This is a genomic window from Streptomyces sp. LZ34 (genome assembly GCF_053890475.1).
This window is the reverse complement of sequence record NZ_CM132680.1, coordinates 7,081,281-7,103,587: the sequence shown is the minus strand read 5'-3', so window position 1 is coordinate 7,103,587 and position 22,307 is coordinate 7,081,281. Positions and strand designations below refer to the sequence as shown.

24 protein-coding genes and 1 tRNA gene are annotated in these 22,307 nt (G+C 70.5%); 11 read left to right on the top strand and 14 right to left on the bottom strand.

The annotated features are described in order from the left end of the window. Window positions 1–105: 105 nt before the first annotated feature. The 3 genes from ACWY4P_RS29320 (at window position 106) to ACWY4P_RS29310 (ending at window position 1,283) form a co-directional block, all read left to right on the top strand. Window positions 106–363 (top strand): hypothetical protein, encoded by a 258-nt coding sequence (locus tag ACWY4P_RS29320; protein WP_456203340.1) that lies wholly within the window; start codon window positions 106–108, stop codon window positions 361–363. 238 nt (window positions 364–601) lie between these two features. Continuing rightward, window positions 602–766 (top strand): hypothetical protein, encoded by a 165-nt coding sequence (locus ACWY4P_RS29315; RefSeq protein ID WP_456203339.1) that lies wholly within the window; start codon window positions 602–604, stop codon window positions 764–766. Between the two features lie 118 nt (window positions 767–884). Beyond that, on the top strand, window positions 885–1,283 hold the full coding sequence (locus ACWY4P_RS29310) for a DUF5994 family protein (protein WP_456203337.1): 399 nt from the start codon (window positions 885–887) through the stop codon (window positions 1,281–1,283). Window positions 1,284–1,350: 67 nt separating this feature from the next. Here ACWY4P_RS29310 and ACWY4P_RS29305 read toward each other — a convergent pair whose 3' ends face one another. The 3 genes from ACWY4P_RS29305 to ACWY4P_RS29295 all read right to left on the bottom strand — a co-directional run bounded on the left by ACWY4P_RS29305 (window position 1,351) and on the right by ACWY4P_RS29295 (window position 2,639). After that, the gene (locus tag ACWY4P_RS29305) at window positions 1,351–1,794 is read right to left on the bottom strand and encodes a DUF5994 family protein (protein ID WP_456203335.1); all 444 of its coding nucleotides are present in this window, start codon (window positions 1,792–1,794) and stop codon (window positions 1,351–1,353) included. 233 nt (window positions 1,795–2,027) lie between these two features. Further along, window positions 2,028–2,279, bottom strand: a complete 252-nt coding sequence (locus ACWY4P_RS29300) for a hypothetical protein (RefSeq protein ID WP_456213093.1) — start codon at window positions 2,277–2,279, stop codon at window positions 2,028–2,030. Window positions 2,280–2,566: 287 nt separating this feature from the next. Beyond that, window positions 2,567–2,639: transfer RNA gene (locus ACWY4P_RS29295), tRNA-Thr, on the bottom strand. A gap of 196 nt (window positions 2,640–2,835) precedes the next feature. Between ACWY4P_RS29295 and ACWY4P_RS29290 the strand changes: the two genes are divergently transcribed. The 3 genes from ACWY4P_RS29290 to ACWY4P_RS29280 all read left to right on the top strand — a co-directional run bounded on the left by ACWY4P_RS29290 (window position 2,836) and on the right by ACWY4P_RS29280 (window position 5,613). Continuing rightward, window positions 2,836–3,972 carry an ABC transporter ATP-binding protein gene (locus tag ACWY4P_RS29290; protein WP_456203333.1) on the top strand — a complete coding sequence of 379 codons (1,137 nt, stop codon included), beginning with the start codon at window positions 2,836–2,838 and terminating at the stop codon, window positions 3,970–3,972. Window positions 3,973–4,342: 370 nt separating this feature from the next. Then, window positions 4,343–4,762 (top strand): hypothetical protein, encoded by a 420-nt coding sequence (locus ACWY4P_RS29285; protein WP_456203331.1) that lies wholly within the window; start codon window positions 4,343–4,345, stop codon window positions 4,760–4,762. Window positions 4,763–4,818: 56 nt separating this feature from the next. After that, a complete protein-coding gene (locus tag ACWY4P_RS29280; RefSeq protein ID WP_456203329.1) occupies window positions 4,819–5,613 on the top strand; it encodes a nucleotidyltransferase family protein in 795 nt (264 codons plus the stop codon). 287 nt (window positions 5,614–5,900) lie between these two features. On the opposite strand, the gene ACWY4P_RS29275 is transcribed toward ACWY4P_RS29280, so the two are convergent. The 7 genes from ACWY4P_RS29275 to ACWY4P_RS29245 all read right to left on the bottom strand — a co-directional run bounded on the left by ACWY4P_RS29275 (window position 5,901) and on the right by ACWY4P_RS29245 (window position 13,084). After that, entirely contained in the window at window positions 5,901–7,535 is a 1,635-nt protein-coding gene (locus ACWY4P_RS29275) for a DoxX family membrane protein (protein ID WP_456203327.1), read from the bottom strand. A gap of 173 nt (window positions 7,536–7,708) precedes the next feature. Further along, the gene (rlmB, locus tag ACWY4P_RS29270; protein ID WP_456203325.1) at window positions 7,709–8,662 is read right to left on the bottom strand and encodes a 23S rRNA (guanosine(2251)-2'-O)-methyltransferase RlmB; all 954 of its coding nucleotides are present in this window, start codon (window positions 8,660–8,662) and stop codon (window positions 7,709–7,711) included. A gap of 211 nt (window positions 8,663–8,873) precedes the next feature. Further along, complete coding sequence (gene cysS, locus ACWY4P_RS29265; RefSeq protein WP_456203323.1) at window positions 8,874–10,274, bottom strand: cysteine--tRNA ligase; 1,401 nt, start codon at window positions 10,272–10,274, stop codon at window positions 8,874–8,876. A 125-nt stretch (window positions 10,275–10,399) separates the two neighbouring features. Continuing rightward, on the bottom strand, window positions 10,400–10,804 hold the full coding sequence (locus ACWY4P_RS29260) for a PPOX class F420-dependent oxidoreductase (RefSeq protein WP_456203321.1): 405 nt from the start codon (window positions 10,802–10,804) through the stop codon (window positions 10,400–10,402). A gap of 142 nt (window positions 10,805–10,946) precedes the next feature. Beyond that, entirely contained in the window at window positions 10,947–11,429 is a 483-nt protein-coding gene (gene ispF / locus ACWY4P_RS29255) for a 2-C-methyl-D-erythritol 2,4-cyclodiphosphate synthase (RefSeq protein WP_456213092.1), read from the bottom strand. A gap of 82 nt (window positions 11,430–11,511) precedes the next feature. After that, the gene (gene ispD, locus ACWY4P_RS29250) at window positions 11,512–12,303 is read right to left on the bottom strand and encodes a 2-C-methyl-D-erythritol 4-phosphate cytidylyltransferase (RefSeq protein WP_456203319.1); all 792 of its coding nucleotides are present in this window, start codon (window positions 12,301–12,303) and stop codon (window positions 11,512–11,514) included. A gap of 298 nt (window positions 12,304–12,601) precedes the next feature. After that, window positions 12,602–13,084: a CarD family transcriptional regulator gene (locus ACWY4P_RS29245; protein ID WP_003953493.1), complete on the bottom strand. Its 483-nt coding sequence runs from the start codon at window positions 13,082–13,084 to the stop codon at window positions 12,602–12,604. Between the two features lie 762 nt (window positions 13,085–13,846). Here ACWY4P_RS29245 and ACWY4P_RS29240 point away from each other — a divergent pair. Next, window positions 13,847–14,554: a DUF461 domain-containing protein gene (locus ACWY4P_RS29240; RefSeq protein ID WP_456203318.1), complete on the top strand. Its 708-nt coding sequence runs from the start codon at window positions 13,847–13,849 to the stop codon at window positions 14,552–14,554. A gap of 168 nt (window positions 14,555–14,722) precedes the next feature. Here the strand turns inward: ACWY4P_RS29240 and ACWY4P_RS29235 are convergent, their stop codons facing one another. Both ACWY4P_RS29235 and ACWY4P_RS29230 read right to left on the bottom strand, forming a co-directional pair. Continuing rightward, window positions 14,723–15,403: a response regulator gene (locus ACWY4P_RS29235; RefSeq protein ID WP_456203317.1), complete on the bottom strand. Its 681-nt coding sequence runs from the start codon at window positions 15,401–15,403 to the stop codon at window positions 14,723–14,725. After that, window positions 15,400–16,689 (bottom strand): sensor histidine kinase, encoded by a 1,290-nt coding sequence (locus tag ACWY4P_RS29230; RefSeq protein ID WP_456203316.1) that lies wholly within the window; start codon window positions 16,687–16,689, stop codon window positions 15,400–15,402. The genes ACWY4P_RS29235 and ACWY4P_RS29230 overlap by 4 nt, the downstream gene beginning before the upstream one ends. Window positions 16,690–16,900: 211 nt before the next feature. Here ACWY4P_RS29230 and phoU point away from each other — a divergent pair, with 211 nt between their 5' ends. From phoU to ACWY4P_RS29210, 4 genes are all read left to right on the top strand, one after another. Then, window positions 16,901–17,581, top strand: coding sequence for a phosphate signaling complex protein PhoU (phoU, locus tag ACWY4P_RS29225; protein WP_456203315.1), 681 nt, complete (start codon window positions 16,901–16,903; stop codon window positions 17,579–17,581). Between the two features lie 306 nt (window positions 17,582–17,887). Beyond that, the gene (locus tag ACWY4P_RS29220) at window positions 17,888–18,046 is read left to right on the top strand and encodes a hypothetical protein (RefSeq protein WP_319689246.1); all 159 of its coding nucleotides are present in this window, start codon (window positions 17,888–17,890) and stop codon (window positions 18,044–18,046) included. A gap of 468 nt (window positions 18,047–18,514) precedes the next feature. Continuing rightward, window positions 18,515–19,309 (top strand): calcium-binding protein, encoded by a 795-nt coding sequence (locus ACWY4P_RS29215; RefSeq protein WP_456203314.1) that lies wholly within the window; start codon window positions 18,515–18,517, stop codon window positions 19,307–19,309. Between the two features lie 464 nt (window positions 19,310–19,773). Further along, entirely contained in the window at window positions 19,774–20,505 is a 732-nt protein-coding gene (locus ACWY4P_RS29210) for a ferritin-like domain-containing protein (RefSeq protein ID WP_456203313.1), read from the top strand. A gap of 176 nt (window positions 20,506–20,681) precedes the next feature. Here the strand turns inward: ACWY4P_RS29210 and ACWY4P_RS29205 are convergent, their stop codons facing one another. Both ACWY4P_RS29205 and ACWY4P_RS29200 read right to left on the bottom strand, forming a co-directional pair. Next, a complete protein-coding gene (locus ACWY4P_RS29205; protein WP_456203312.1) occupies window positions 20,682–21,509 on the bottom strand; it encodes a hypothetical protein in 828 nt (275 codons plus the stop codon). Window positions 21,510–21,931: 422 nt separating this feature from the next. Next, entirely contained in the window at window positions 21,932–22,297 is a 366-nt protein-coding gene (locus ACWY4P_RS29200) for a hypothetical protein (RefSeq protein WP_456213091.1), read from the bottom strand. Window positions 22,298–22,307 lie beyond the last annotated feature (10 nt).

Sequence of the window (22,307 nt, the reverse complement as noted above, 5' to 3'; positions counted from 1 at the left end):
CCATGTCGCTCATTTCCACCGCATCCACGACGGCGATTCCGCCGAACATCGCCTCACCGTCCCAGGTGCTACGACGGGACATCCCCCTTTCCGCCGGACGGCCCGGTGCCCGCGCGCGACGGCGCGGAGCGGCTGTATGTCGCGGTGACGGCGGTGATCGTCGTCCTGCCGTTCGTGGCGCTCGGCCTGGTCGGCTGGCTGCTGTGGGGGCGCCTCATCCATCCCGCCGACATCCTGCTGGCCGTCGTTCTCCACACCTTCACCGGTCTGGGCGTCACGGCCGGATTCCACCGCGGTCTCACGCACGGCGGCTACCGGGCCTTCCGCCGGTACGCATCGCACTGGCGGTGGCCGGTTCGATGACCTTCCAGGGCGATGTCATCGGCTGGGTCGCCACCCACCGCCGTCATCACCTCTTGACGGACCGGCCCGGCGACCCCGCACTCCCCCTACCGCTAAGGCACGCATCTGCGCGGCCAGTTGCGCGGGCTGCCGCACGCCCATGTCGGCTGGCTGTTCCGCACCGCCCGCACGCCGACGGAACGTTACGCCCCGCTCTGCTGGCCGACCGCGACATCCGTGCCGTCGCCCGCGCCTTCCGGTGCTGTGCGTCCTCACCCTCACGCTGCCGTTCGCGGCGGGCTGGGCGATCGGCGGCACCTGGGTGGCCGGCGTGACCGCCCTGCTGTGGGCGGGACTCGTGCGGATCGCGCTGCTCCACCATGTCACCTGGAGCGCGAACTCGCTGTCCCACCATGATCGGTGAGCGCCCGTTCCGTACCAGCTGGGTGTGCGAGGTGCGCCGGCCGACGCCGGCCCGCGTCGCCGCCTGTCGCGCCTGACGTCAACCACTCATTGATATACGGCAGTTGGCAGGAGCCTTCATGACCACCGCACTGCAACCCCCGCTTCCCTCCCGCCCTGTTCTCCGTCTGCGCCTGGCACCCCTCGGCGGTCTGCCCCGACCCATCGACGGCGCGTGGTGGCCTCGTTCGTACGACCTGCTCGCGGAACTCCCGCCACTGCTCGCCGGGTTGCCGCCTGCGTGGGGCCACATCAGCAGCGTCACGGTCAACGGGGCGAAGTGGTCCGCGACGCCCGGCCGGACGCTCGTCTCCAACCAGGTCGTACGACTGCGCAGGACACCGGCGGCATCCGCCCCGCACACGGTCGTCCTGCTCGCCCCCGGCCGGGGGCGCTGGGACCTGCTGGTCGTCCCTCCGGACACGACGGAGGAGGCCGCGGAACCGCTCATGGCATCCGCTGCGGGCGGTCACGTCTGACTCGGCCCACCATGGACGGGCCGGCGAATCACCAGGGCACTGACGACCAGGGCGATGACGGCGACCATCACATCCCTGACACCAATCGGCCGGGCCGTCCGGCCGTGGCCTCGTACGACGAGGAAGTGTCGCTGGCCTCTTCCGCTGTCATGAGAGCGGTCGCGGTCAGCGGGCTGGTGCTCGCGCTCGCGGCGGCCATCAGCCGGGCGGCCGAGGGGGCACTGGTCTCCGGGGGTATTACCAGGAGGTCCCAGCGGCCCGCTGTGTAGGACAGCAGCAGGATCTTGTGCGGATCCTGCTCCGACGTCAGCCAACCGACCTTCACCATATGGCCGTTGACGACGATCTCGCGCGGGATGATCGGCCAGTGGCGCGGGTTGACGGCGATACGGATGATCCGTCCCCACAGCGGATCCAGTACGTCCGCCAGAGCGGAGAGTTCGTGTGTCAGGTCACGTGAACGAGGCCACCAGGCGCCGTCCAGCTCGCCGTGCTCTGGTGAAGGACTCACGGGTTTCAGCGCGAGGCGCGCGGTCGGGGCCCTGAAGGGCACGGCCCGTAGCGGGGGATGGTCGGTGGTCGCGGACATCGCGCGAACCCGTCTCCGGACCTCTGCGCGTGGGCAGTCGGCCGGTGTCGTTGCTCACCGGGAACGACACCGGCATGGGGGCCGGTGTGCGAAATGCTCCCGATGAGTTCACGCTACTCCCCGAAGAGGCCGAACGGACCGCTCCTGGACGCCGCTCACTTCCGTCGGCGGCAGTCCTCCGAGGAGCGGCTGGTCTCCAGCCAGGACCGTGCCGGTTCTGCCGCGCGGGCGGAGTCCACGGTGAGCTGGAGGCGGGTCCCTCCCTCGGCATCCGCGGGATAGCTGCGCTGCTCGGTGCCGGCGAGGCAGTGGCGGAGAATCTCCGTGACGCGACGGGCGACCTCGGGGGAGGCAGCGACGATGCGTACCTCGGCGTGCCCGTCCGAGGGTGTTTCCGTGGGCCGCATGACGACCTCGGAGGACGACCCGAAGCGAGGCCGCAGCCCGGCTTGTGCCACGCGCACGCGTCACCTCCGAGGAAACCGGCGCCCGAAGCGGAGCCCGAGCCCGACGAGGCGGAAGAGGCCGGGCCCGGAGCCCGTGCCGAATGGTGCTGATCCGTCGGGAGAGGTATCAGGGCCTGGCGGCCCGTCCGCTCACGCATCGATCACGCAAACGGCCCCGGACGAGGAGTCCGAGGCCGAGTAAAACGCTTCCCTGGGGAGAAACCCCAGGTCAGCGCATTTGCATACAGAGCCGACTGTCGGGTTCGAACCGACGACCTTCGCTTTACAAGAGCGGTGCTCTACCAGCTGAGCTAAGTCGGCGCGTCCCCAGCAGTGTACCCACGCCGAGGGGTGATCCGTTCGAAATCCTCCGCTCGTCCAAAGTTTGGTCCGCACAAGTAGAGACAGGGAGCCCCACCCCGAAGTAAGGTCACGGCCAGTCCGCGCGAGTGGACTAGACCCCTGCCTTTACTCGGATCGTCCGGCACGTTCCTGCCGGTGAAGGGACCAGATCAGCATGGCTACGGTCACGTACGACAAGGCGACCCGGATCTACCCGGGCACCGAAAAGCCCGCCGTCGATCAGCTCGAGATCGACATCGAGGACGGCGAGTTCCTCGTTCTCGTCGGCCCCTCCGGCTGCGGCAAGTCCACCTCCCTGCGGATGCTCGCCGGCCTCGAGGACGTCAACGGCGGCTCGATCCGGATCGGTGACCGCGATGTCACCCACCTCCCGCCGAAGGACCGGGACATCGCGATGGTGTTCCAGAACTACGCGCTGTACCCGCACATGTCCGTGGCCCAGAACATGGGCTTCGCGCTGAAGATCGCCGGCGTCAACAAGACGGAGATCCGGCAGAAGGTCGAGGAAGCGGCCAAGATCCTGGACCTCACCGATTACCTGGACCGCAAGCCCAAGGCGCTCTCCGGTGGTCAGCGGCAGCGTGTCGCGATGGGCCGCGCGATCGTGCGTGAGCCGCAGGTCTTCCTCATGGACGAGCCGCTGTCCAACCTGGACGCCAAGCTCCGTGTGCAGACCCGTACCCAGATCGCGAGCCTGCAGCGCCGCCTGGGCATCACCACCGTGTACGTCACCCACGACCAGGTCGAGGCCATGACCATGGGCGACCGGGTGGCCGTGCTCAAGGACGGGCTGCTTCAGCAGGTCGACTCGCCGCGCAACATGTACGACCGCCCCAACAACCTCTTCGTCGCGGGCTTCATCGGCTCCCCGGCGATGAACCTCGTCGAGGTGCCGATCACCGACGGCGGCGTGAAGTTCGGCAACAGCGTCGTCCCGGTCAGCCGCGAGGCGCTCAGCGCGGCGGCGGACAAGGGCGACAGCACGGTCACCGTCGGCGTCCGCCCCGAGCACTTCGACGTGGTCGAGGAGAACGGCGCCGCCGCCAAGGCCCTCACCAAGGCGAGCAAGGACGCCCCGGCCGGTCTGGCCGTCACCGTCAACGTCGTCGAGGAGCTCGGCGCCGACGGCTACGTCTACGGCACCGCCGATGTCAGCGGCGAGGTCAAGGACCTGGTCGTCCGGGTCAACGGCCGCCAGGTGCCGGAGAAGGGCACCCAGCTCCACGTCGTCCCGCGCCCGGGCGAGATCCACGTCTTCTCGACGTCCACCGGCGAGCGCCTGAGCGACTGAGCTCGCCACCGGTAGACCCCACGGCGCCGTCCGTCCGCCTCTGCGCTGACGGACGGCGCCGCCGTCTTGCCACCGCCGTCCCGCCATCACCGCCTGCCATCGCCGCCTGCCATCACCGCCTTGCCGCCGGCGCCTGCCGCCGACTGCCGCCGCCTGTTGCTGTATCGACAAATACCCCGACAGATAAATACCCTGCCAGATCGGGCATTTCACCCCAACTCGTCAAGGCTCGCCCCGCTCTCTGGCCTATCGGGTCCCTCGATACGGTGACTAAATGTCGCCAAATCATCGCTCCTCGCTACGATCGCCGCGTACCGCAGTCCCGTACGCACCGACCGTCGAGCACGGCCACGAACCGCGAGGAACGTCCTTGAACACCGCAGCACGCCGCATCGGCAGAACTCTCGCCCTCGTCCTCCCCGTCGTCCTCGTCCTCTCCGGGACACTCGCCGTCACCCGCGTCCCGTGGGCCTCCCCGGCGTCCGAGTCACAGATCCTCACCGCCTCCTCCGACAAGGCGTCCACCCGCGCCGCCCACCGCGCCCCGCACGAGGCGCTGCGCGACCGGCTGCTCGCCGAACTCCAGGAGAAGGACCCGGCCGTGGCGCTCACCCACCTCCAGGCCGCCACGTCCGAGCGGCCGTCGCTGGCCAGGCACTGCGCCTCCATCGCCCGCGCCCTCGGCCGCGCCGCGGTCGCCAAGTACGGCGGCGCGGACCGCGCCCAGGCCTACTCCCGCCCGGTCTGCGACACCTCGTACGCGACCGGCGTGGCCCGGGCCCGCCGCTGACGCGGCTCGCCGCCCCCACCGTTATGTCCCTGGCGGTCCCGCATATCGTGCGGCCCATGACAGATGACGCCCGCACCGCGGCGCGGCACCCACTGCCCGCGCGCCCCACGCAAGCCGTCGTCCTGGCCGGAGGCCAGGGCTCGCGGCTGCGCCCGTACACCGACGACCGCCCCAAGCCCATGGTCGAGATCCCCGGCACCGGCACCCCGATCATCGGCCACCAGCTCGCCTGGCTGGCCGCCGAGGGCGTCACCGACGCCGTCGTCTCCTGCGGTCACCTCGCGGCGGTGCTCCAGGACTGGCTGGAGTCGGCGGACCTGCCGCTGCGGGTGACGACGGTCGTCGAGAAGGAGCCGCTCGGCCGCGGCGGCGGTCTGAAGTTCGCCGCGGCGTCGCTCCCGCACCCCGACCGGTCCTGGTACGCCACCAACGGCGACATCTGGACCCGCTTCTCGCTCCGCGACATGGCCGACTTCCACCGCGAGCGGGACGCGGTCGCCACGCTCGCCCTGGCCCGCCCGCGCATCCCCTGGGGCGCGGTGGAGACCGACGAGTTCGGCCACGTCCTCGACTTCATCGAGGCGCCGCCGTCGCCGTACCTCATCAACGCCGGCGTCTACGTCTTCTCCGCCGACTTCACCGCGCTGCTCCCCGACCGCGGGGACCACGAGCGCACCACCTTCCCCCGGCTCGCCCGCGAGCGCCGCCTGGCCGGGTTCCCACTGCCCCACGGCGCGTACTGGCGCGCCATCGACACGGCCAAGGACCTGACCGAGGCCGCCAAGGAGCTGGCCGCCGGACAGCCGCCGCACGGCGCGCCGGGCCAGGCGCCCGCCGCCGAGCGCGCATGAACACCGCCCAGCGCGCATGAGCCGGGCCGCGCCCACGTTCCGCATGGCCGCCTGAATGGCCGCGCCTGCGCACTGACTTGGGGGGCGGACCGCGGTCCGCCCCCCAAGATGATTCCAGCAAGAGTGTTCCCAGGCACCAGGCACCAGGCCGCGGCGCGTCAGCCGACGGACGCGTCAGCCGACCGGCGAGGTCAGCCGACCGGCCCGTCAACCGACCAACGCGTCAATCGACCGACGCGCCAACCGGCTGACGCGTCAGCCGACGGACGCGTCAGCCGACGGACGCGTCAGCCGAGGAGGCCGCCGAGGGCTCCGCTGCCCTCCGGGGAGCCCTCGCCGTAGCCGTACGAGTCGCCGGACATGCCGCCGCTGCCCGCGGCCACTTCGGGCCAGGTCTCGCCCTCGCCGATCCCGAGTCCGCCCCGGCCGCCCCGGCCACTCCGCCCGCCCGCCGACGACGACCCTTCCGTGGTCGCCGGGTCGGCGGGCCGCCGGGGCTGTCCGGGGGCGGTCCGCGCGCCGCCACCGTGGGACGGGCTGGGGCGGCCGGAGCCGCCGGCCGGGGCCGACGCGCTGGGCGAGCCCGCCGAGGACGCCGCCGACGGGGCGGTCGGGCTGGTCACCGGGGCGCGCGGGGACGGCGCGCCGCCCGCGCCGAGGGGGCCGCGGGTGGCGCCGGTGGGGCTCTGGTCGGCCCGCCGAGGCAGCGGCGAGCCGGGCAGGTTGTTCGTCGGGACGTCGCTCGGCTCCGGCGCGCGCACCGTCTCCGAGGCCCGTACGGCGCCGCCGAGCATCGAGCCGAGCAGCAGCGTCACCCCGACCACGATCATCGCCATGAAGCCGCCCCGGCGCAGCACCCGCCGCCGCAGCGCCCACAGCCCGACCCGCGGCCCCAGCCGCCGCCACGCCTCGCCCGCGAGCCGGGCGTCCGTCGAGTACACCGGGGCGCCCGCGATGATCAGCGGGCTCCAGGCGGCGAGATAGATGATGTCCGGCGCGTCGTACACCGGTACGGTCCGCCAGCTCACGGTCAGGATCAGCGCGGCCGACAGCGCCGCGCCGAAGAAGGCCGCCAGACGCTGCCACAGCCCCAGCACCGTGAGCACCCCGACCACGACCTGGAGGAAGGCCACCGTCAGGCCCGCGCCCACCGGATGCCCGAGCGCGAAGTCGCGCAGCGGCTCGGCGATCGGCCAGGGGTGCAGCGACCGCAGCCAGGTGACCATCGAGCCGCGCTCGCCGCCGTCGAAGTAGACCGGGTCGGAGAGCTTGCCCATGCCGGCGTAGATGGAGATGAGGCCGAGGAAGATGCGCAGCGGGAGCAGCACCACGCCCAGGTTCATCCGGCGGCCGGGGTAGTAGGCATGCCGTACGGAGTCGGCGTGGCGCCGCTGGCGCGGCACCTCGGCGCCCCCGCCCCGGGCCGCCGCCCGGCCCTGGGGCGCCCGGCCCTGGGGCGTGCGCGGCTCCCGCGGGGCCCCGTACCGCGCCCCGGCCCTCTCGGCCGATGGCACAGCCTCCGTGCGCGGGCTGCGGCGCGGGCCGACGACCGTGGGCGGCCCGTCGTCGAAGGTGAGCCGCGGCAGCACCTGTGTGGCGGCCACGTCCTCGCCGCCGGCCCCGACACCGGGGCCGGGACCCTCGAGTCCCACCCCCGCGTACCGCACGGCCTGCAGCAGCCGGGTGGCCGCCGCGTCGCCGCCGGGCCGGGTGCGGCCGCTCCAGACCACGGGCGGGCGGCGCCGGGCGGCGGCCGGGACGCGGGCGAGCCGCGTGGTGTCCGCGAGCGCGCCGCTCACCACCGGGGCGGCAAGCTGCACCCGGAAGCTCGCGGGATTGACGGTGACCTGCGCCGGATCGCTCGGCACCTTGGCCATGGTCAGCTGTGGCTCGTCGTCAAAACCCGGTGCGCGTCCCCCCATGGGCGTGCGGGGTGTTCTGGTCTCCACGCTCATCTAACCGAGTGACGCGCGGATAGGACACTGCCGTGACCGCCCCGAGGTGTCCGAGGCCCGTCAAGCCATGATCAGTTCAGCCCCGATGCCGGACCGCTCAGCCCCGATGCCCGACCGTTTCAGCACCGGTGCCGGACCGGTCAGCCCCGGTGCCGGACCGCCTCGTACAGCACGACACCCGTCGCGACGCCCGCGTTGAGCGATTCGGCGCCGCCGGGCATCGGGATGCGCACCAGGACGTCGCAGGTCTCGGCGACCAGCCGGGACAGCCCCTTGCCCTCGCTGCCGGCCACGATCACCACCGGGCCATCCAGCGCCTCGGCGTTCTGCACCTCGGTCTCGCCGTCGGCGGCCAGCCCGACCACCATCAGGCCCGCCTTCTTGTACGCCTCCAGCGCGCGGGTGAGGTTGGTCGCCCGCGCCACCGGCGTACGCGCCGCGGTGCCCGCCGAGGTCTTCCACGCCCCCGCCGTCATCCCGGCCGCGCGCCGCTCCGGCACCACCACGCCATGGCCGCCGAACGCCGACACCGACCGCACCACCGCGCCCAGGTTGCGCGGGTCGGTGACCCCGTCGAGGGCGACGATCAGCGGGTCCTGGTCCTCGTCGGCCGCGGCCGCGAGCAGGTCCTCGGGGTGCGCGTACTCGTACGGCGGCACCTGGAGCACGAGCCCCTGGTGGTTGAGGCCGTTCGTCATCCGGTCCAGCTCGGGGCGCGGGGCCTCCATGAGGTGGATGCCGCCGCGGTCGGCCGCGAGCTTCAGCGCCTCGCGCACCCGGTCGTCGCTGTCGATGAACTGCTGGACGTACAGCATGCTGGCCGGGACGCCCTCGCGCAGCGCCTCGACGACCGGGTTACGGCCCACCACCAGCTCGTTCGAGCCCTTGCCCGCGCCGCGGCGCGGGGCGGGGCGGCGGGCCGCCTGCTTGGCGCGCGCGTTGGCGACGCGCTGCTTGGCGTGGCCCTTACGCATCTCGGCGGGCGGGGTGGGGCCCTTGCCCTCCAGGGCCCGGCGCCGCTTGCCGCCGCTGCCGACCGTCGCGCCCTTCTTGTTGGCGGTGCGACGGTTCCTGCGCTGGCTGTTGCCGGCCATGGGGTTCACCTGTTTCTCATCCGTGGCCGCCCGCCGGCCGCCCGGCCCTGGCGGGCCTCACGGCTTCGCGCGGCTGTGCCGCCGGACCTGGTCCGGCGGCTGCCTGCTTGGGTCATGTCGTGTGGGTGTGCCGGAGGCGCACCGCTTCAGTCGGGGATCGGTCGGGGTCGGTCGGGGCGGGGCGGGGCCGGTCGGGGCGGGGCCGCCGGGGTCAGCGCGAGCCGAGCTCCCAGCGCGGCCCGCTCGGGGTGTCCTCGATGACCAGCCCCGACTGCTGTAGCTGGTCACGGATGGCGTCCGCCGTCGCGTAGTCCTTACGGCCCCGCGCGGCCTGCCGCTGCTCCAGGACCAGCCGTACGAGCGAGTCGACCACGCCGTGAAGATCCTCACCCCGTTCCGGGCCGCCCGCCCAGTGCTCGTCGAGCGGGTCGAGACCCAGCACGCCGAGCATGGCGCGCACCTCGGCCAGCCGCGCGACCGCCGACTCCTTGTCGTCGGCGGTCAGGGCCGAGTTCCCCTGGCGGACGGTGGTGTGGACGACCGCGAGCGCCTGTGGGACGCCGAAGTCGTCGTCCATCGCCTCCGCGAACGCGGGCGGCACCTCGGGCGCGGGCGGGACGACCTTCCCTGCCTTTTCGGTGACGCGCTGGACGAAGCCCTCGATGCGCGCGAACGCGGACTCGGCCTCGCGCAGCGACTCCTCGCTGTACTCGATCATGGAGCGGTAGTGCGGGGTGCCGAGGTAGTAGCGCAGCACGATGGGGCGCCAGTGCTTGACCATCTCGGAGACCAGCACCGAATTGCCGAGCGACTTGCTCATCTTCTCGCCGCTCATGGTCACCCAGGCGTTGTGCGTCCAGTACGTCGCGAAGTCGTCGCCGAACGCCTTGGCCTGCGCGATCTCGTTCTCATGGTGCGGGAAGATCAGGTCGACGCCGCCGCCGTGGATGTCGAAGGCCGAGCCCAGGTACTTGTGGGCCATCGCCGAGCACTCCAGGTGCCAGCCGGGCCGGCCGCGCCCCCACGGGGTCTCCCAGCTCGGCTCGCCGGGCTTGGCCGCCTTCCACATGGCGAAGTCGCGCGGGTCGCGCTTGCCGTTCTCCCCCTCGCCGGAGGGCTGGCGCAGCCCGTCCAGCTCCTGGTTGGAGAGCTGCAGATAGCCGGGGTACGAGCGCACGTCGAAGTAGACGCTGCCCTCGGCGGCGTAGGCGTGACCCCGCTCGATCAGTCCCCGCATCATTTCGATCATCTCCGGCACATGGCCGGTGGCCCGGGGCTCATACGTCACGGGCAGGCAGCCGAGGACGTCGTACGCGGAGTTGAAGGCGCGCTCGTTCTCATAGCCGATCGCCCACCATGGGCGGTTCTGCTCCGCCGACTTCGCGATGATCTTGTCGTCGATGTCGGTGACGTTGCGGATGAACGTCACGTCGTAGCCGCGGTAGGTGAACCAGCGGCGCATGATGTCGAAGTTGAGCCCCGACCTGATGTGCCCGATATGCGGGGCGGCCTGCACGGTAGCGCCACACAGGTAGATCGAGACGCAGCCCGGCGTGAGCGGGTTGAAGTCACGGATCTGCCGGGCGCTGGTGTCGTACAGGCGAATAGTCACGCATCAAGGGTAGACGGAAGGCGACAGTGCCCCGCGACCTTATGGCCGCAGGGACACAGAAGCGTGACACTTGGGACGCTCCGGTCGTCGGCATGCGCCGCTCCGGTCGGCACGGCCCGGCCCGCTCAGATGCTGCCGACGACCCTGCGCGGGGTGATCCGTACGGCGACGCGCTGGGCATCCTGCGCGGACGCCGGGTTGAACTCGGCGTACCTCTTCCCCGTGTACTTGAGCGACAGCTCGTCGATCAGGTCGTCGGCACCCTCGGTGGTGTAGGCGGCGCTGCCGCGGATCTCCGCGTAGTTGTACGGATCCTCGGAGGGCTGCACCACGACGGACACCCGCGGCTCCCGGGCGATGTTCTTCTGCTTCTGCCGCCCCATGGTGGTCGAAAACAGCAGCTCGTCGCCGTCGCGCTTCACCCACACAGGTGAGAGCTGCGGGCTGCCGTCGGGCTGGATGGTCCCGACGGTCACAAAGATGGGGGTGTCGAGAAGACGCTTGAGCTCGTCGGAGAGTGCGGCTGGCACGGCGGTTCCTTCCCTCGCGAGATACGTGAGGTACGTGAGGTACGTACGGTGTGCTGAGTACCCGATGGGCGCCCGACACACCGTCACATCCCCACGGGGGAACCGTTCGGCGGAGCGACTTCCCCCGACCCACCGCGAGCGGCTAGCCCACTCGCACCACCAGGGCCGTGGCGATCGCCGCGAGACCCTCCGCCCGGCCGGTGAGGCCCAGGCCGTCGGTGGTGGTGCCCGAGATCGCCACGGGCGCCCCGACCGCCGCCGAGAGCGCCTTCGTCGCCTCGTCCCGCCGCTTGCCGATCTTCGGGCGTACGCCGATCACCTGGATCGCCACGTTCCCGATCTCGAAGCCCGCCGCGCGGACGATCCGGGCGGCCTCGGCCAGCAGCGTGACCCCCGAGGCCCCGGCCCACTCGGGGCGGTCGGTCCCGAAGTGCGCCCCGAGGTCGCCGACCCCCGCGGCGGAGAACAGCGCGTCACAGGCGGCGTGCGCGGCGACGTCGCCGTCGGAGTGCCCGGCCAGGCCGTACTCTCCGCACTCATCGCCTTCCCACAGCAGACCCGCGCACCACAGCTCGCGGCCCTTCTCGAAGGCGTGCACATCCGTGCCGATGCCCACGAGCGGCATCCCCTGGATCGCGGCAGTTCCGGAGGACCCGGAGAGCCCGGAGGACCCGGAGGACCCGGAGAGCCCAGAGGGTTTGGAGATTTCAGAAGCCATCGGTGGCCCTCCTCCGGGCGAGCACGGCCTCGGCCAGCACCAGGTCCAGCGGCCGGGTCACCTTGAACGCCTCCTCGTGCCCGGGCACGACCACGACCCCGACCCCGAGCCGCTCCACCATCCCGGCGTCGTCCGTCGCCCCCTCGCCCTCCAGGACGATCTTCTCGTGCGCGGCGACCAGCGTGGCCCGGTCGAAGCCCTGCGGAGTCTGCACGGCGCGCAGCAGCGCGCGCTCCGGGGTGCCGACCACCGGCTCGGGCTCGCCGGCCCGGTCGCCGGTGCGCGGCTCGACCTGCTTGACGGTGTCGGCGAGCGGCAGCGCCGGGACGACGGCGGGCGCCCCTTCCCGTACGGCGGCGACCACCGCGTCCACGGTGTCGACGGGGACGAGCGGGCGCGCCGCGTCATGGACGAGGACGCAGGTGATGTCCTCGGGTACGACGGCCAGGCCGCACCGGACGGACTCCTGGCGGGTTTCGCCGCCGGGCACCACCACCACCTCGGTGTTTCCGGCCAGTGGAGAGGCGTCGAGCAGCCGACGGACCTCATCGGCCCCGTCCGGCGGGGCGACCACGACGACCAGCGTGACGGAACGCGACCGGGCCATGGCGCGCACCGCGTGGACCAGCATCGGCGTGCCACTGAGCGGGCGCAGCGCCTTCGGCGCGCCGGGCCCCAGCCGCACCCCGCGGCCCGCTGCCGGGATGACGGCGGCGGTACGGGTGGGGCGGGCGGGGCTCTCGGTGCCCCCGGAATCAGCGGACTGCCCTGATACGGACATTGAGTTGGCGTTCAGGTTTGCTTCCTCGACCGAAATGGGTATGGCCACAGCGTGCCGGGCGCGATGACCCGACCAGCCCCTTCCGTGACGACTGGTCGAGCCAGCTGCCCGGGCCCGGCACACCAGCACCGTCGGCGCGGAGCCGACGAACAGTCGGCCGGAGCGCCGGGCGCGGTGACAGCAGGCCGGACGTTCAGGGCACCGGAATGTTCGGCGACACCGGCATGCGCACATGCCGCAGCGCCCGGCGACAGACGCTATGTCGTCTGAGTCACTCGGGCACCGCGGCATCTATGTGTCAGGACGCGAGGACCTCGTCGAGCAGGGCCTCGGCCTTGTCCTCGTTGGTGTTCTCAGCGAGGGCGAGCTCACTCACCAGGATCTGGCGTGCCTTGGCAAGCATGCGCTTCTCACCGGCAGAGAGTCCGCGCTCCCGCTCTCGGCGCCACAGGTCGCGCACCACTTCGGCGACCTTGATAACGTCGCCGGAGGCGAGCTTCTCGAGATTTGCCTTGTAGCGACGGGACCAGTTCGTCGGCTCTTCGGCGTACGGTGCGCGCAACACCTCGAAGACCCGGTCCAGCCCGTCCTGGCCGACCACATCACGCACACCGACGAACTCCGCATTGTCCGCCGGCACACGAACCGTCAGGTCACCCTGAGCGACCTTCAGCACCAAGTAGGTCTTGTCCACGCCTTTGATCTGGCGAGTTTCGATGGCCTCGATCAGCGCGGCCCCGTGATGGGGATAGACCACGGTGTCGCCAACCTTGAACGTCATGTGACAGGTACCCCTTCCGTGGCTATCCAGGGTAACACGGGAACGCCTTCTTCTGAATGGCGTTTTCGCAGGTCAGGGCATATCTCGGGGCTTGACAACAGCAGGCGGAACGTGCTGTGCGAGGGCAGCGGAAGCGGGTATTCGCAGGTGGGAGCGGCTGCACGGGCGCACTGAAACCCGTACGCTACACCCCCCGGCACCCCCTCACGAGTGACCTTACGTCCCGTTTTGCCGGAGTCCGGTCGAAGGACTTCCGCTACTCCGTTCGGGCCCGGAGCTACTGATCCCATCCTCTTTCCCGAATTGATCACGCCAGAGTGGATCAGGGGTGGATCAAGAGTGGATCAAGAGTGTTGATCAATTCTCGGACGTCCACACATTCCTTACCGATAATCGCCCGCTTCCCCCACCGGACAGATATTCGCCACGCACATCAGACATCAGACACGCACATCAGACACACACGTCAGAAGTGGATCCGGGAAGCTGAAGATCGGATCGGGAGCGGTGCGGGGAGCGGCCCCGGATGGACGGCCGGATGGACGGGACGCGGGCCCGTACGCGGGGGCCGTACCCGGGCCCGGGTACAGCGCCGCGTACCCCCCGGGCACCGCCCCGAGTACGGCCCGGGGTACGACCCCGGGCGGTGCGCCGGACAGGCGGGGGCGACCCCGGGTGGGTCGGGTGTGGCCCCGGACAAGGGGATCGGTAACCTAAGCCCGCTGATCCAACTTTTACCTAGCCCTAGGAGATGCCGCCGCCGTGAGCAGCAGCCTTCGACGCGGCGCCCTCGCCGCCGCCGCCCTCGTGGTCTCGGTCGCCTCACTCTCCGCCTGCGCGGCCGGGAACGACGCGCAGACGCTGCAGGTCAAGCCGGACAACGCCGCGACGTCCGTCGGCGATATCAAGATCCAGAACGCCACTGTCGTGACCCAGCCGGACCGCAAGACGAAGGGCCCGGCCGTCATCACGGCCAAGATCTTCAACAACGGCGGGGACAACCAGACCCTCAAGGCCATCACGCTCCCCGGGACCGCCACCAAGGTGAAGGTGTCCCCGGCCAAGGGCAAGGGCGCGGTCGTCGTCCCGGCCGGCGGCTCGGTACTCCTCGGCGGCAAGGGCAACGCCTCCGCGGTCATCGTGGACGGGCGCGAGGCCCCCAGGAACGGCGACGCGCAGCCGATCGTCTTCGACCTCAGCAAGACAGGCGACGTGCCGATCACGGCGTTCGTGGTCCCGGCGACGCACTACTTCGAGGACTGGGGCCCGTCGCAGATGCCGACCGCGACCCCGTCCACGACCCCATCCACCACGGCGCCCACCACCCCCGGCGGCGAGCAGACCAACAAGCCGAGCTCCCCGGCGTCCGGCACCGCCACGGCGACCAACAAGCCGTCCGGCGCGGCGAACGAGAGCGGCACGCCGGCCAACGGCATCGCGTCGGGCGAACCGGCGCCGACGGGTCACTGAGCCGACAGCAACGACAGCGACAGCAACCGCCGCGAGGGCCCTGGAAGCGACTTCCAGGGCCCTCGCGGCGAAGCTCCCCCGTGCGCCCCTCGCACCGATCGGCCCCAGGGGGCCTCACGGGCTTCGGGACGCTGCGCCGGACTCCGTCCGGCGATCTGGGGCCCGGGTTTACGGCTCGAACTTGTACCCCAGCCCACGCACCGTCACCAGATACCGCGGCGCCCCCGGATCGGGCTCGATCTTCGCGCGCAGCCGCTTCACGTGAACGTCCAGCGTCTTCGTGTCGCCCACATAATCCGCGCCCCAGACGCGGTCGATCAGCTGCATCCGGGTCAGCACCCGGCCCGCGTTGCGCAGCAACATCTCCAGCAGGTCGAACTCCTTCAGCGGGAGGTCCACCTTGCCGCCGCCGACCGTGACCACGTGCCGGTCGACATCCATCCGTACCGGCCCGGCCTCCAGCGCGGCCAGGGCGACCTCCTCCGGCTCTCCGCGGCGGCGCAGCACGGCCCTGATGCGGGCCACCAGCTCACGCGAGGAGAAGGGCTTGGTCACATAGTCGTCGGCTCCTATCTCCAGGCCGACGACCTTGTCGATCTCGCTGTCCTTGGCGGTCACCATGATCACCGGGACATTGGAGCGGCCGCGCAGCTGACGGCACACCTCCGTGCCGGGGAGGCCCGGCAGCATCAGGTCGAGCAGCACCAGATCGGCGCCGTTGCGCTCGAACTCGTCGAGCCCCTCGGGTCCCGTTGCCGCGATCGCGACCTCGAATCCCTCCTTGCGGAGCATGTACGACAGTGCGTCGCTGAACGATTCCTCGTCCTCGACGACCAGAACTCGGGTCACGGAAGGACCTCCGGGGCAGAAAGGTGTTCACAGGAATTGGTCTCGTACGGCCCGTCCTGGTCCTCTCCATCGAGGTCAGCGTTGGTCTCGTACGGCTCGCGCGACGAGCGGTCGCGGTCTCGGTCGCGGTCGCGTACCGAGCCGGCTTCCGGCAGCCGCAGGGTGAAGGTGGAGCCCTGTCCCTCGGCGCTCCACACCGTGACCTCCCCGCCGTGCGAGGCGGCCACGTGCTTGACGATGGCGAGCCCGAGCCCGGTCCCGCCGGTCTGACGCGAGCGGGCCGGGTCCACCCGGTAGAAGCGCTCGAAGACCCGCTCGCGGTCCTTCTCCGAGATGCCGATGCCCTGGTCGGTGACGGCGATCTCGATCTGTTCGCCGCCGGTGGAGGGGATACGGCGGGCGGCGATGCCGACGCGGGTACGGGCCGGGCTGTAGTTGACCGCGTTCTCCACGAGGTTGCCGAGCGCGGCGGCCAGCTGGCCGCGGTTGCCCCATACGTGCAGATCGGCGGTGCCGCCGGTGGCCATGGTGATCTGTTTGGTGCCCGCCTGGTGGCGGCACCGGTCGATGGCCTCGGCGACCAGTTCGTTCACGCGGACCGGCTCCGCGTCCTCCAGCGGGTCGTCGTTCTGTACTCGGGAGAGGTCGATGAGCTCCTGGACCAGGCTGGTCAGCCGGGTCGCCTCGATCTGCATCCGCCCGGCGAAGCGGGTGACCGCCTCGGGGTCGTCGGACGCGTCCATCACGGCCTCGGACAGCAGGGACAGCGCGCCGACGGGGGTCTTGAGCTCATGGCTGACGTTCGCGACGAAGTCGCGCCGTACGGCCTCGATCCGCCGGGCCTCGGTGAGGTCCTCCACCAGCAGCAGCACCAGGCGGGAGCCCAGCGGGGCGACTCTGGCCGACACCGCGAGGGCCTCGCCGCGGCCCGTGCCGCGCCGGGGCAGGTCCAGCTCGATCTGCCGGATCTCTCCGTCCCGCCGGGTGTCGCGGGCCATCTGCATCATCGGCTCGACGGCCAGCTTCCCGCCGCGGACCAGCCCGAGCGCGTACGCCGCGGAGCTGGCCTTGACCACGGCGTCCGCCTCGTCGAGGACGACGGCCGAGGAGCGCAGGACGGAGAGGACAGTGTCCACGCCGGGCGGCAGCGCAGCGTCTGTGTGCAGTGAGGAGCGCGTAGGCTTCGCCTGTTCGCGTTCGCTCCAGCGGAACGCCAGCATGGCGATGACGCCGGTGCACAGCCCGGCGAGCGCCGCCAGTGCGGCGATCGCCGCGTTCACGTTCATGCATCCAGGTTATGCGTGCCACGAGACAGCTCCACAGCCCCAGACGGGCACCCTCGGGGAGACGTTTCCCAGAGTTCACCGGGGAGTCAGTAGCGGTTCACTCCGGATGCCGGAGCCCGACGCGTTTCAGCCGGAACGTGGAAGCCTGGGGGGCGGCGAGTCACGAGTCCACCGAGAGTCAACAGCGACAACCAGCGAGAGAAGGTCAGTGATGCGGGACGCTTACCATGAGGAGCTCGATTCGATCGGGGAGGGCCTGGTCGACATGGCCCGGCTGGTCGGCTCGGCAATCGGTCGAGCGACCACGGCGATACTCGACGCGGACCTCAAGCTCGCCGAGAGCGTCATCGCCGCCGATGAGAAGGTCGACAACCTGCAGCGCGACCTGGAGGCGCGGGCGATCACGCTGCTGGCCCGGCAGCAGCCGGTGGCCACGGATCTGCGGATAGTGGTGACCAGCCTGCGGATGAGCGCCGACCTGGAGCGGTCCGGCGACCTCGCCCAGCACGTAGCCAAGCTCGCCCGGCTCCGCTTCCCGGACTCGGCCGTTCCGCGTGACTTGAACGCGACCATCCTGGAGATGGGCCAGCTCGCGCAGCGGCTGATGGCCAAGGCCGCCGAGGTGATCATCACCAAGGACGTCGACCTCGCGCTGCAGCTGGAGGAGGACGACGACGCGATGGACCTGCTGCACCGCACCCTCTTCCAGCACCTGATGGACGACCGCTGGAAGCACGGCATAGAGACGGCCGTCGATGTGACGCTGCTGGGCCGCTACTACGAGCGGTTCGCCGACCACGCGGTCTCGGTGGCCAAGCGCGTGGTGTACCTGGTCACCGGGGAGCACGCCGACGAGATCGCACAGCAGACGGAGGCGCCCGAGGGGGCGTGACCGTCGGCCCTGTGGCACCCGAGGAGCGTGACCGTCGCTGTGACGGCCGGAGGGGGCGTGACCGTCGGCCCTGTGGCGCCCGAGGGGGTGCCCAGGGCTAGTCCAGGCGCTACCCAGGGGCGTGTGCAGGGCCTGCCCAGGGGCGCGAGGGCGTCCCGGCGCGCCCTCACACGCCGGGCACGCGCCCGCCGCACGGCGGGACCCGTGCATCCGCGCGCCGTCCATGCGCCGCTACGGGCGGGGGCCGGAGGACCGGCACCATGGGCAGGAGCTGACCCCTCCCGAAGACCTCCCAGGAGGCGACTCATGGCCGACTTCCCGACTCCCACCCCCGCCGACCCCACCCGGCCGGCCGCCGAACACCGCCCCCCGCTGCCCCTCCTCGGCGCCTGCGGCTGCGGCTCCGGCTGCTCCTGCGGCTGCCAGTCCGGCGGCTCCTGCTCGTGCGGCGGCAACTGCGGCTGAGTTCCCGTAGCTCACAGCGAACAGCGAAGGGGTCTTCGGCCGGCACCCGGTCGAAGACCCTTCGGCGTCTGGTGAGACGTGCGTCCTACTTCTTCTTGCCCTGGGTGTTACCGGGGATCTTGGTGAGCTGGGTTTTCGCTGCTCAGAGCGGTGTTCATGAGCGGCGGAACGGTCGTCGCTGGTCATCATTGGCCACTGTTGAGCGACCTCGGACGGCCCAGGGACGGCCCGGATAACGGCCCGGCGGCCTATGAGCTGATGGGCACCTCCCGCGCTCGCGGGTGTGCTTGGGTTTCCTTCCGGTGCAACCATTCCGGGGGTTCGGCAGTCATCTTCGGTGCCGTCCGTGCCGCCGAGCGGATGAGGCCGCCTTTACCCGGATGAGCTGGCCTCCCCTGCGTCGGATGCGCCTCGCCGGTTTTGGTCCCGGACGTCCCGGGACCACCAGAGTGTGGGGGGAACACACTTATGCGTAAGCGCGCCACCGTGGCCGCCGTTGCCAGCGCCCTGGCCCTGTCCGCGTTCGTTGTTCCAGGCGCCGCCCAGGCGGATGAGGCCGTGGGCGACACCGAAATCACCAAGGTGGTCGTCAACGGCGGGTCCAACATCGTCCTGGGCACCACGAACCCGAAGACCTTCACCATCGCGGTGACCGCCACCGACAACTCGGGCATCAAGGAGAACTACACCTTCCCCGTGCTGTGGCACGGGCCCGGCCAGAAAATGCCCGACGACCCCTACGGGCTGGTTGTCCCCGACGACGTGTCCGGTGACTGCGTGGCTCACAGCACCACCACGACCACCTGCACCTTCACCTTGACCATGAACCCGCGGATCGACCCTCAAGACAACACCACGGCCGGAACCTGGAAGGTGCGCGCCAGCGCCAGTGGCAACGACTGGGACTACGTCAGCAAGGACGTCGCCGCCACGGTGAAGGTCAGGCGCTACGCCAAGCTGACGGTCAACGCCTCGCCGGAGCCGGTGAAGAAGGGCAAGACCCTCAGTGTCACCGGCAAGCTGACCCGCGCCAACTGGGAGACCTACAAGTACGCCGGCTACACCGGCCAGCCGGTGAAACTGCAGTTCCGCAAGAAGGGCACCAACACCTACACCACCGTCAAGACGGTGACCACGGGTACCGGCGGCGCTCTGAAGACCACAGTCAAGGCCGCCACCGATGGTTACTGGCGCTGGTCATTCGCCGGCACCTCCACCACCGGCACCGCCACCGTCACCGCCGACTACGTCGACGTTCAGTAAGCAACGATGAAGCACCCGCGGCGCCGGGTCCCCTCAGCCGGGGCCCGGCGCCGTGTGTTTCCGAATGGACCGGCGTCCGGGATGACGAGGGGCCAGCCTGGGAGGGAACCCCCTCCTGAGCTGGCCCTTTTTCCTGCGCCCCGGCAGGATTCGAACCTGCGACACCCGCTTTAAGAGTTCGATCAACGGAGCGCGTGGCCTGCTCGTAGTCGTGCTCCGGGACGGTGGCTGATCCACCTCTGACTACCTGGATCCATGATTGTCCGACAACGTTGATGTCAGCTGCTGATGTCAACCTGCACTGGGAAAGTGGCTGTTCACGAGGGGACCGGCGGGTCTCTCGCGCGGCGCGTGCATGTGAATCTGTGAACTGTGGGCGCCTGGCAGCAGTGGAACGGTTTGGTGTCCGCCTGCGTCGTCCCTCTCCGGGGCACGGTGGCTGTGTCCCGGAGAGGGGAGACCGGGTGTATGCGGGCGGCTTCGCCAAGTGGACAAAGCGGTTCGAGGACGAGCGCGCGTACAGGCGCGCCCAGGGTGATCCGGACTGGGGGCAAGGCGCGGCGCTGCATCCGGCGGTGTGGGCCAGCATCCAGCGCTTCCAGGTCGGCGAGGACGGTGACGGCGCCAACCTCGTCGGCAAAGCGGACCAGGCCGGCGACGCCGACTACGGGCAGGCGGTCCGGCTCTTCATCTCCGAGGAACAGAATCACGCCCGTCTACTTGCTCGGCTGCTGGCTGCGGGGGGCATACCGGCTCTGACTGGGCACTGGAGCGACGTGCTCTTCGTACGGCTGCGGCGTCTCTTGGGCCTACGTATGGAACTGCTGGTGCTGCTGATCGCGGAAGTGGTGGCGCTGCGCTATTACCGGGTCCTGCGCGATGGCACCGACGACTCGCTCACTGCGGATGTGGCGGGGCGGATCCTGTCTGACGAGCAGCGCCATGTCCCTTTCCACTGCGAGCGACTGCACGCCTCCCTGGCGGAGCTGCCCCGCGCAATGCGCCGCCCGGTGATGACCCTGTGGCGACTTCTTCTGCTCGCGGTCTCTCTCGTCGTCGCCGCCGACCACGGTCCGGCACTGCGCCTACTCGGCATCGGGCGCCTGCGATTCGTGGTCGATGTCATGACCTTGTCCCACACGGTGGTCTCCGCAGTGCTGGTGCCCCGCCCAGATGCATGGACGAGCGCGGGCTGACAACAGACAGCCCACCGTTTCCTACAACCTCTTTAGGAGCGAGGTGGGGCGTGTTGGGGTCTGGCCTGTGGGATGCCGACTTCGACGGCTACTGGCTTCGGCCACCGTCAGCAGCTGCGGTTCCCCGTGAGTCCCCGCCCGATCTGGCGCGGTTGTGGCACGGGGGAACTTCTGAACTATCGCGAACTCACTCGCGAGTCCTGTTGCCACCTCGGCCGCCGCACCTTCGCCGAGGACGCCGCCGCGCGCCGCTGCCGGCGCAGGAGTCGCACCATCACTGCGCACACCACGACCGGCACGGTCACGAGCACAGTCCACCACGGGATGCCGAGCCACACCGACGCGGCCCCCACGCCCACGCCGACGCAGATGTTGGTGAAGGCCAACCACCTGCCGTACGGCTCCCAGACGAAGGGCGCGTAGGCGGTCGGCCTGGCCAGGCGGACCGCGCCGAATACCAGCGACTGGGCCGCGAGGAATGCGACGAGGACGCCTAGGGCGGCGTTCGCCTGGTGCTCGTCGCGGGGTGCGTCGGAGGTGTTCTGGCGGACGCCGTCCTTGCTGAGGACGACGATGTCGCGGCGCCAGCCGGTCGCGGTGACCTCGTCGCCCCGATGCAGCTTGTCGAAGAGCGGCCCGGAGTCGCTGAACCGCACGACCCTCTGCCAGGAGTCGTCGCCCTTGTCCTTGAGGGTCGCCTCGTAGGCCGTGACCTTTCCTGTGAACGTGGACTCGGCCTTCGTGACGGTGAAGTGCCAGGTGGTGAGGCAGTCCTTCGCAGCCACCTCCTGCGGGGTCGCCTGCGCGGGGCACGGCTCGGCTGCCCGGTAGTGCTCGTAGCGCTCCTGTTGGCCTGGCACCCACACCGTGAACGCCAGGTAGCTCAGCACCGCCCACATCAAAGACAGCACGATCAGCGCCACGCCCGTGAGCCGCGCCCGGCCCGGCGACTTCCGGTCGGGACTGTCCTTCTTGCCCGCCGTGGCCCACGCCCGCTCTGCCATCGCTGACCCCCTCCATCCATTTTTCATGAGCTGAAGCAGCTCTAGCACCCCTTGCCTGCTACATCAACCCACCATTCACCCCAGCTCCCATCCCGTCCGCCTTCGACCCACACACCGTGGAGCGGGCGTGGTTCAGGGTGTCAAGGTGGAGCGCGCCACTGTACGAACGACCTTGACGCCCTGGGCCGCGACTGCTCGGCTCTGCCTGGGGCGAAGGTGGCCGGGATGGGAGCCCACAACGCTCGCCACGATTCGGCCGGCACTCGCGAACGGCGCCCGGTCCATCCCGGAGTCTGAGCGCCCCCGCCGGAGGCATGTCTTGTGCCTTGCGTTTCCCTTCGGCTGTCCGGTCCCGGGAGATGCTTGACACTTCGAATGGTAAGGCGGCCGAGGAGCCAGCGCGGCGGCCAGAAGCATTTTGGTCAGTCAAGAGCATCCTCAATAGCCTCGAAGATGTCCGCGTCCGTTTCCTTCTGCCAGTCCGGCAGGTCTGGCCAGTCTGCGACGTAGCCCGGCTTTGGGGCATCGAAGTGCTTGTACATCTGCGCGGTCCAGCAGGTGGCTACGAAGCGGCCTTTCTGTTCGCGAGTGAGTCGCGTGGCGTGGCCGGCGCTGAGGTCGAGGAACTGGCGTACCTGTTCGTGAACGGCTCCCGCGGCTTGGCGTTCCCACTCCGGGGTTTCCTCCCATGGGGTGACGTAGCCGGGCTTGGGCTCTCCTGGGAAGTGTTTGCGTACGCCGGCGATCCAGGCTTCCCGGAACAGGCGGGCGCCGTCGGGGTGGGGCATGCGGTTGCCT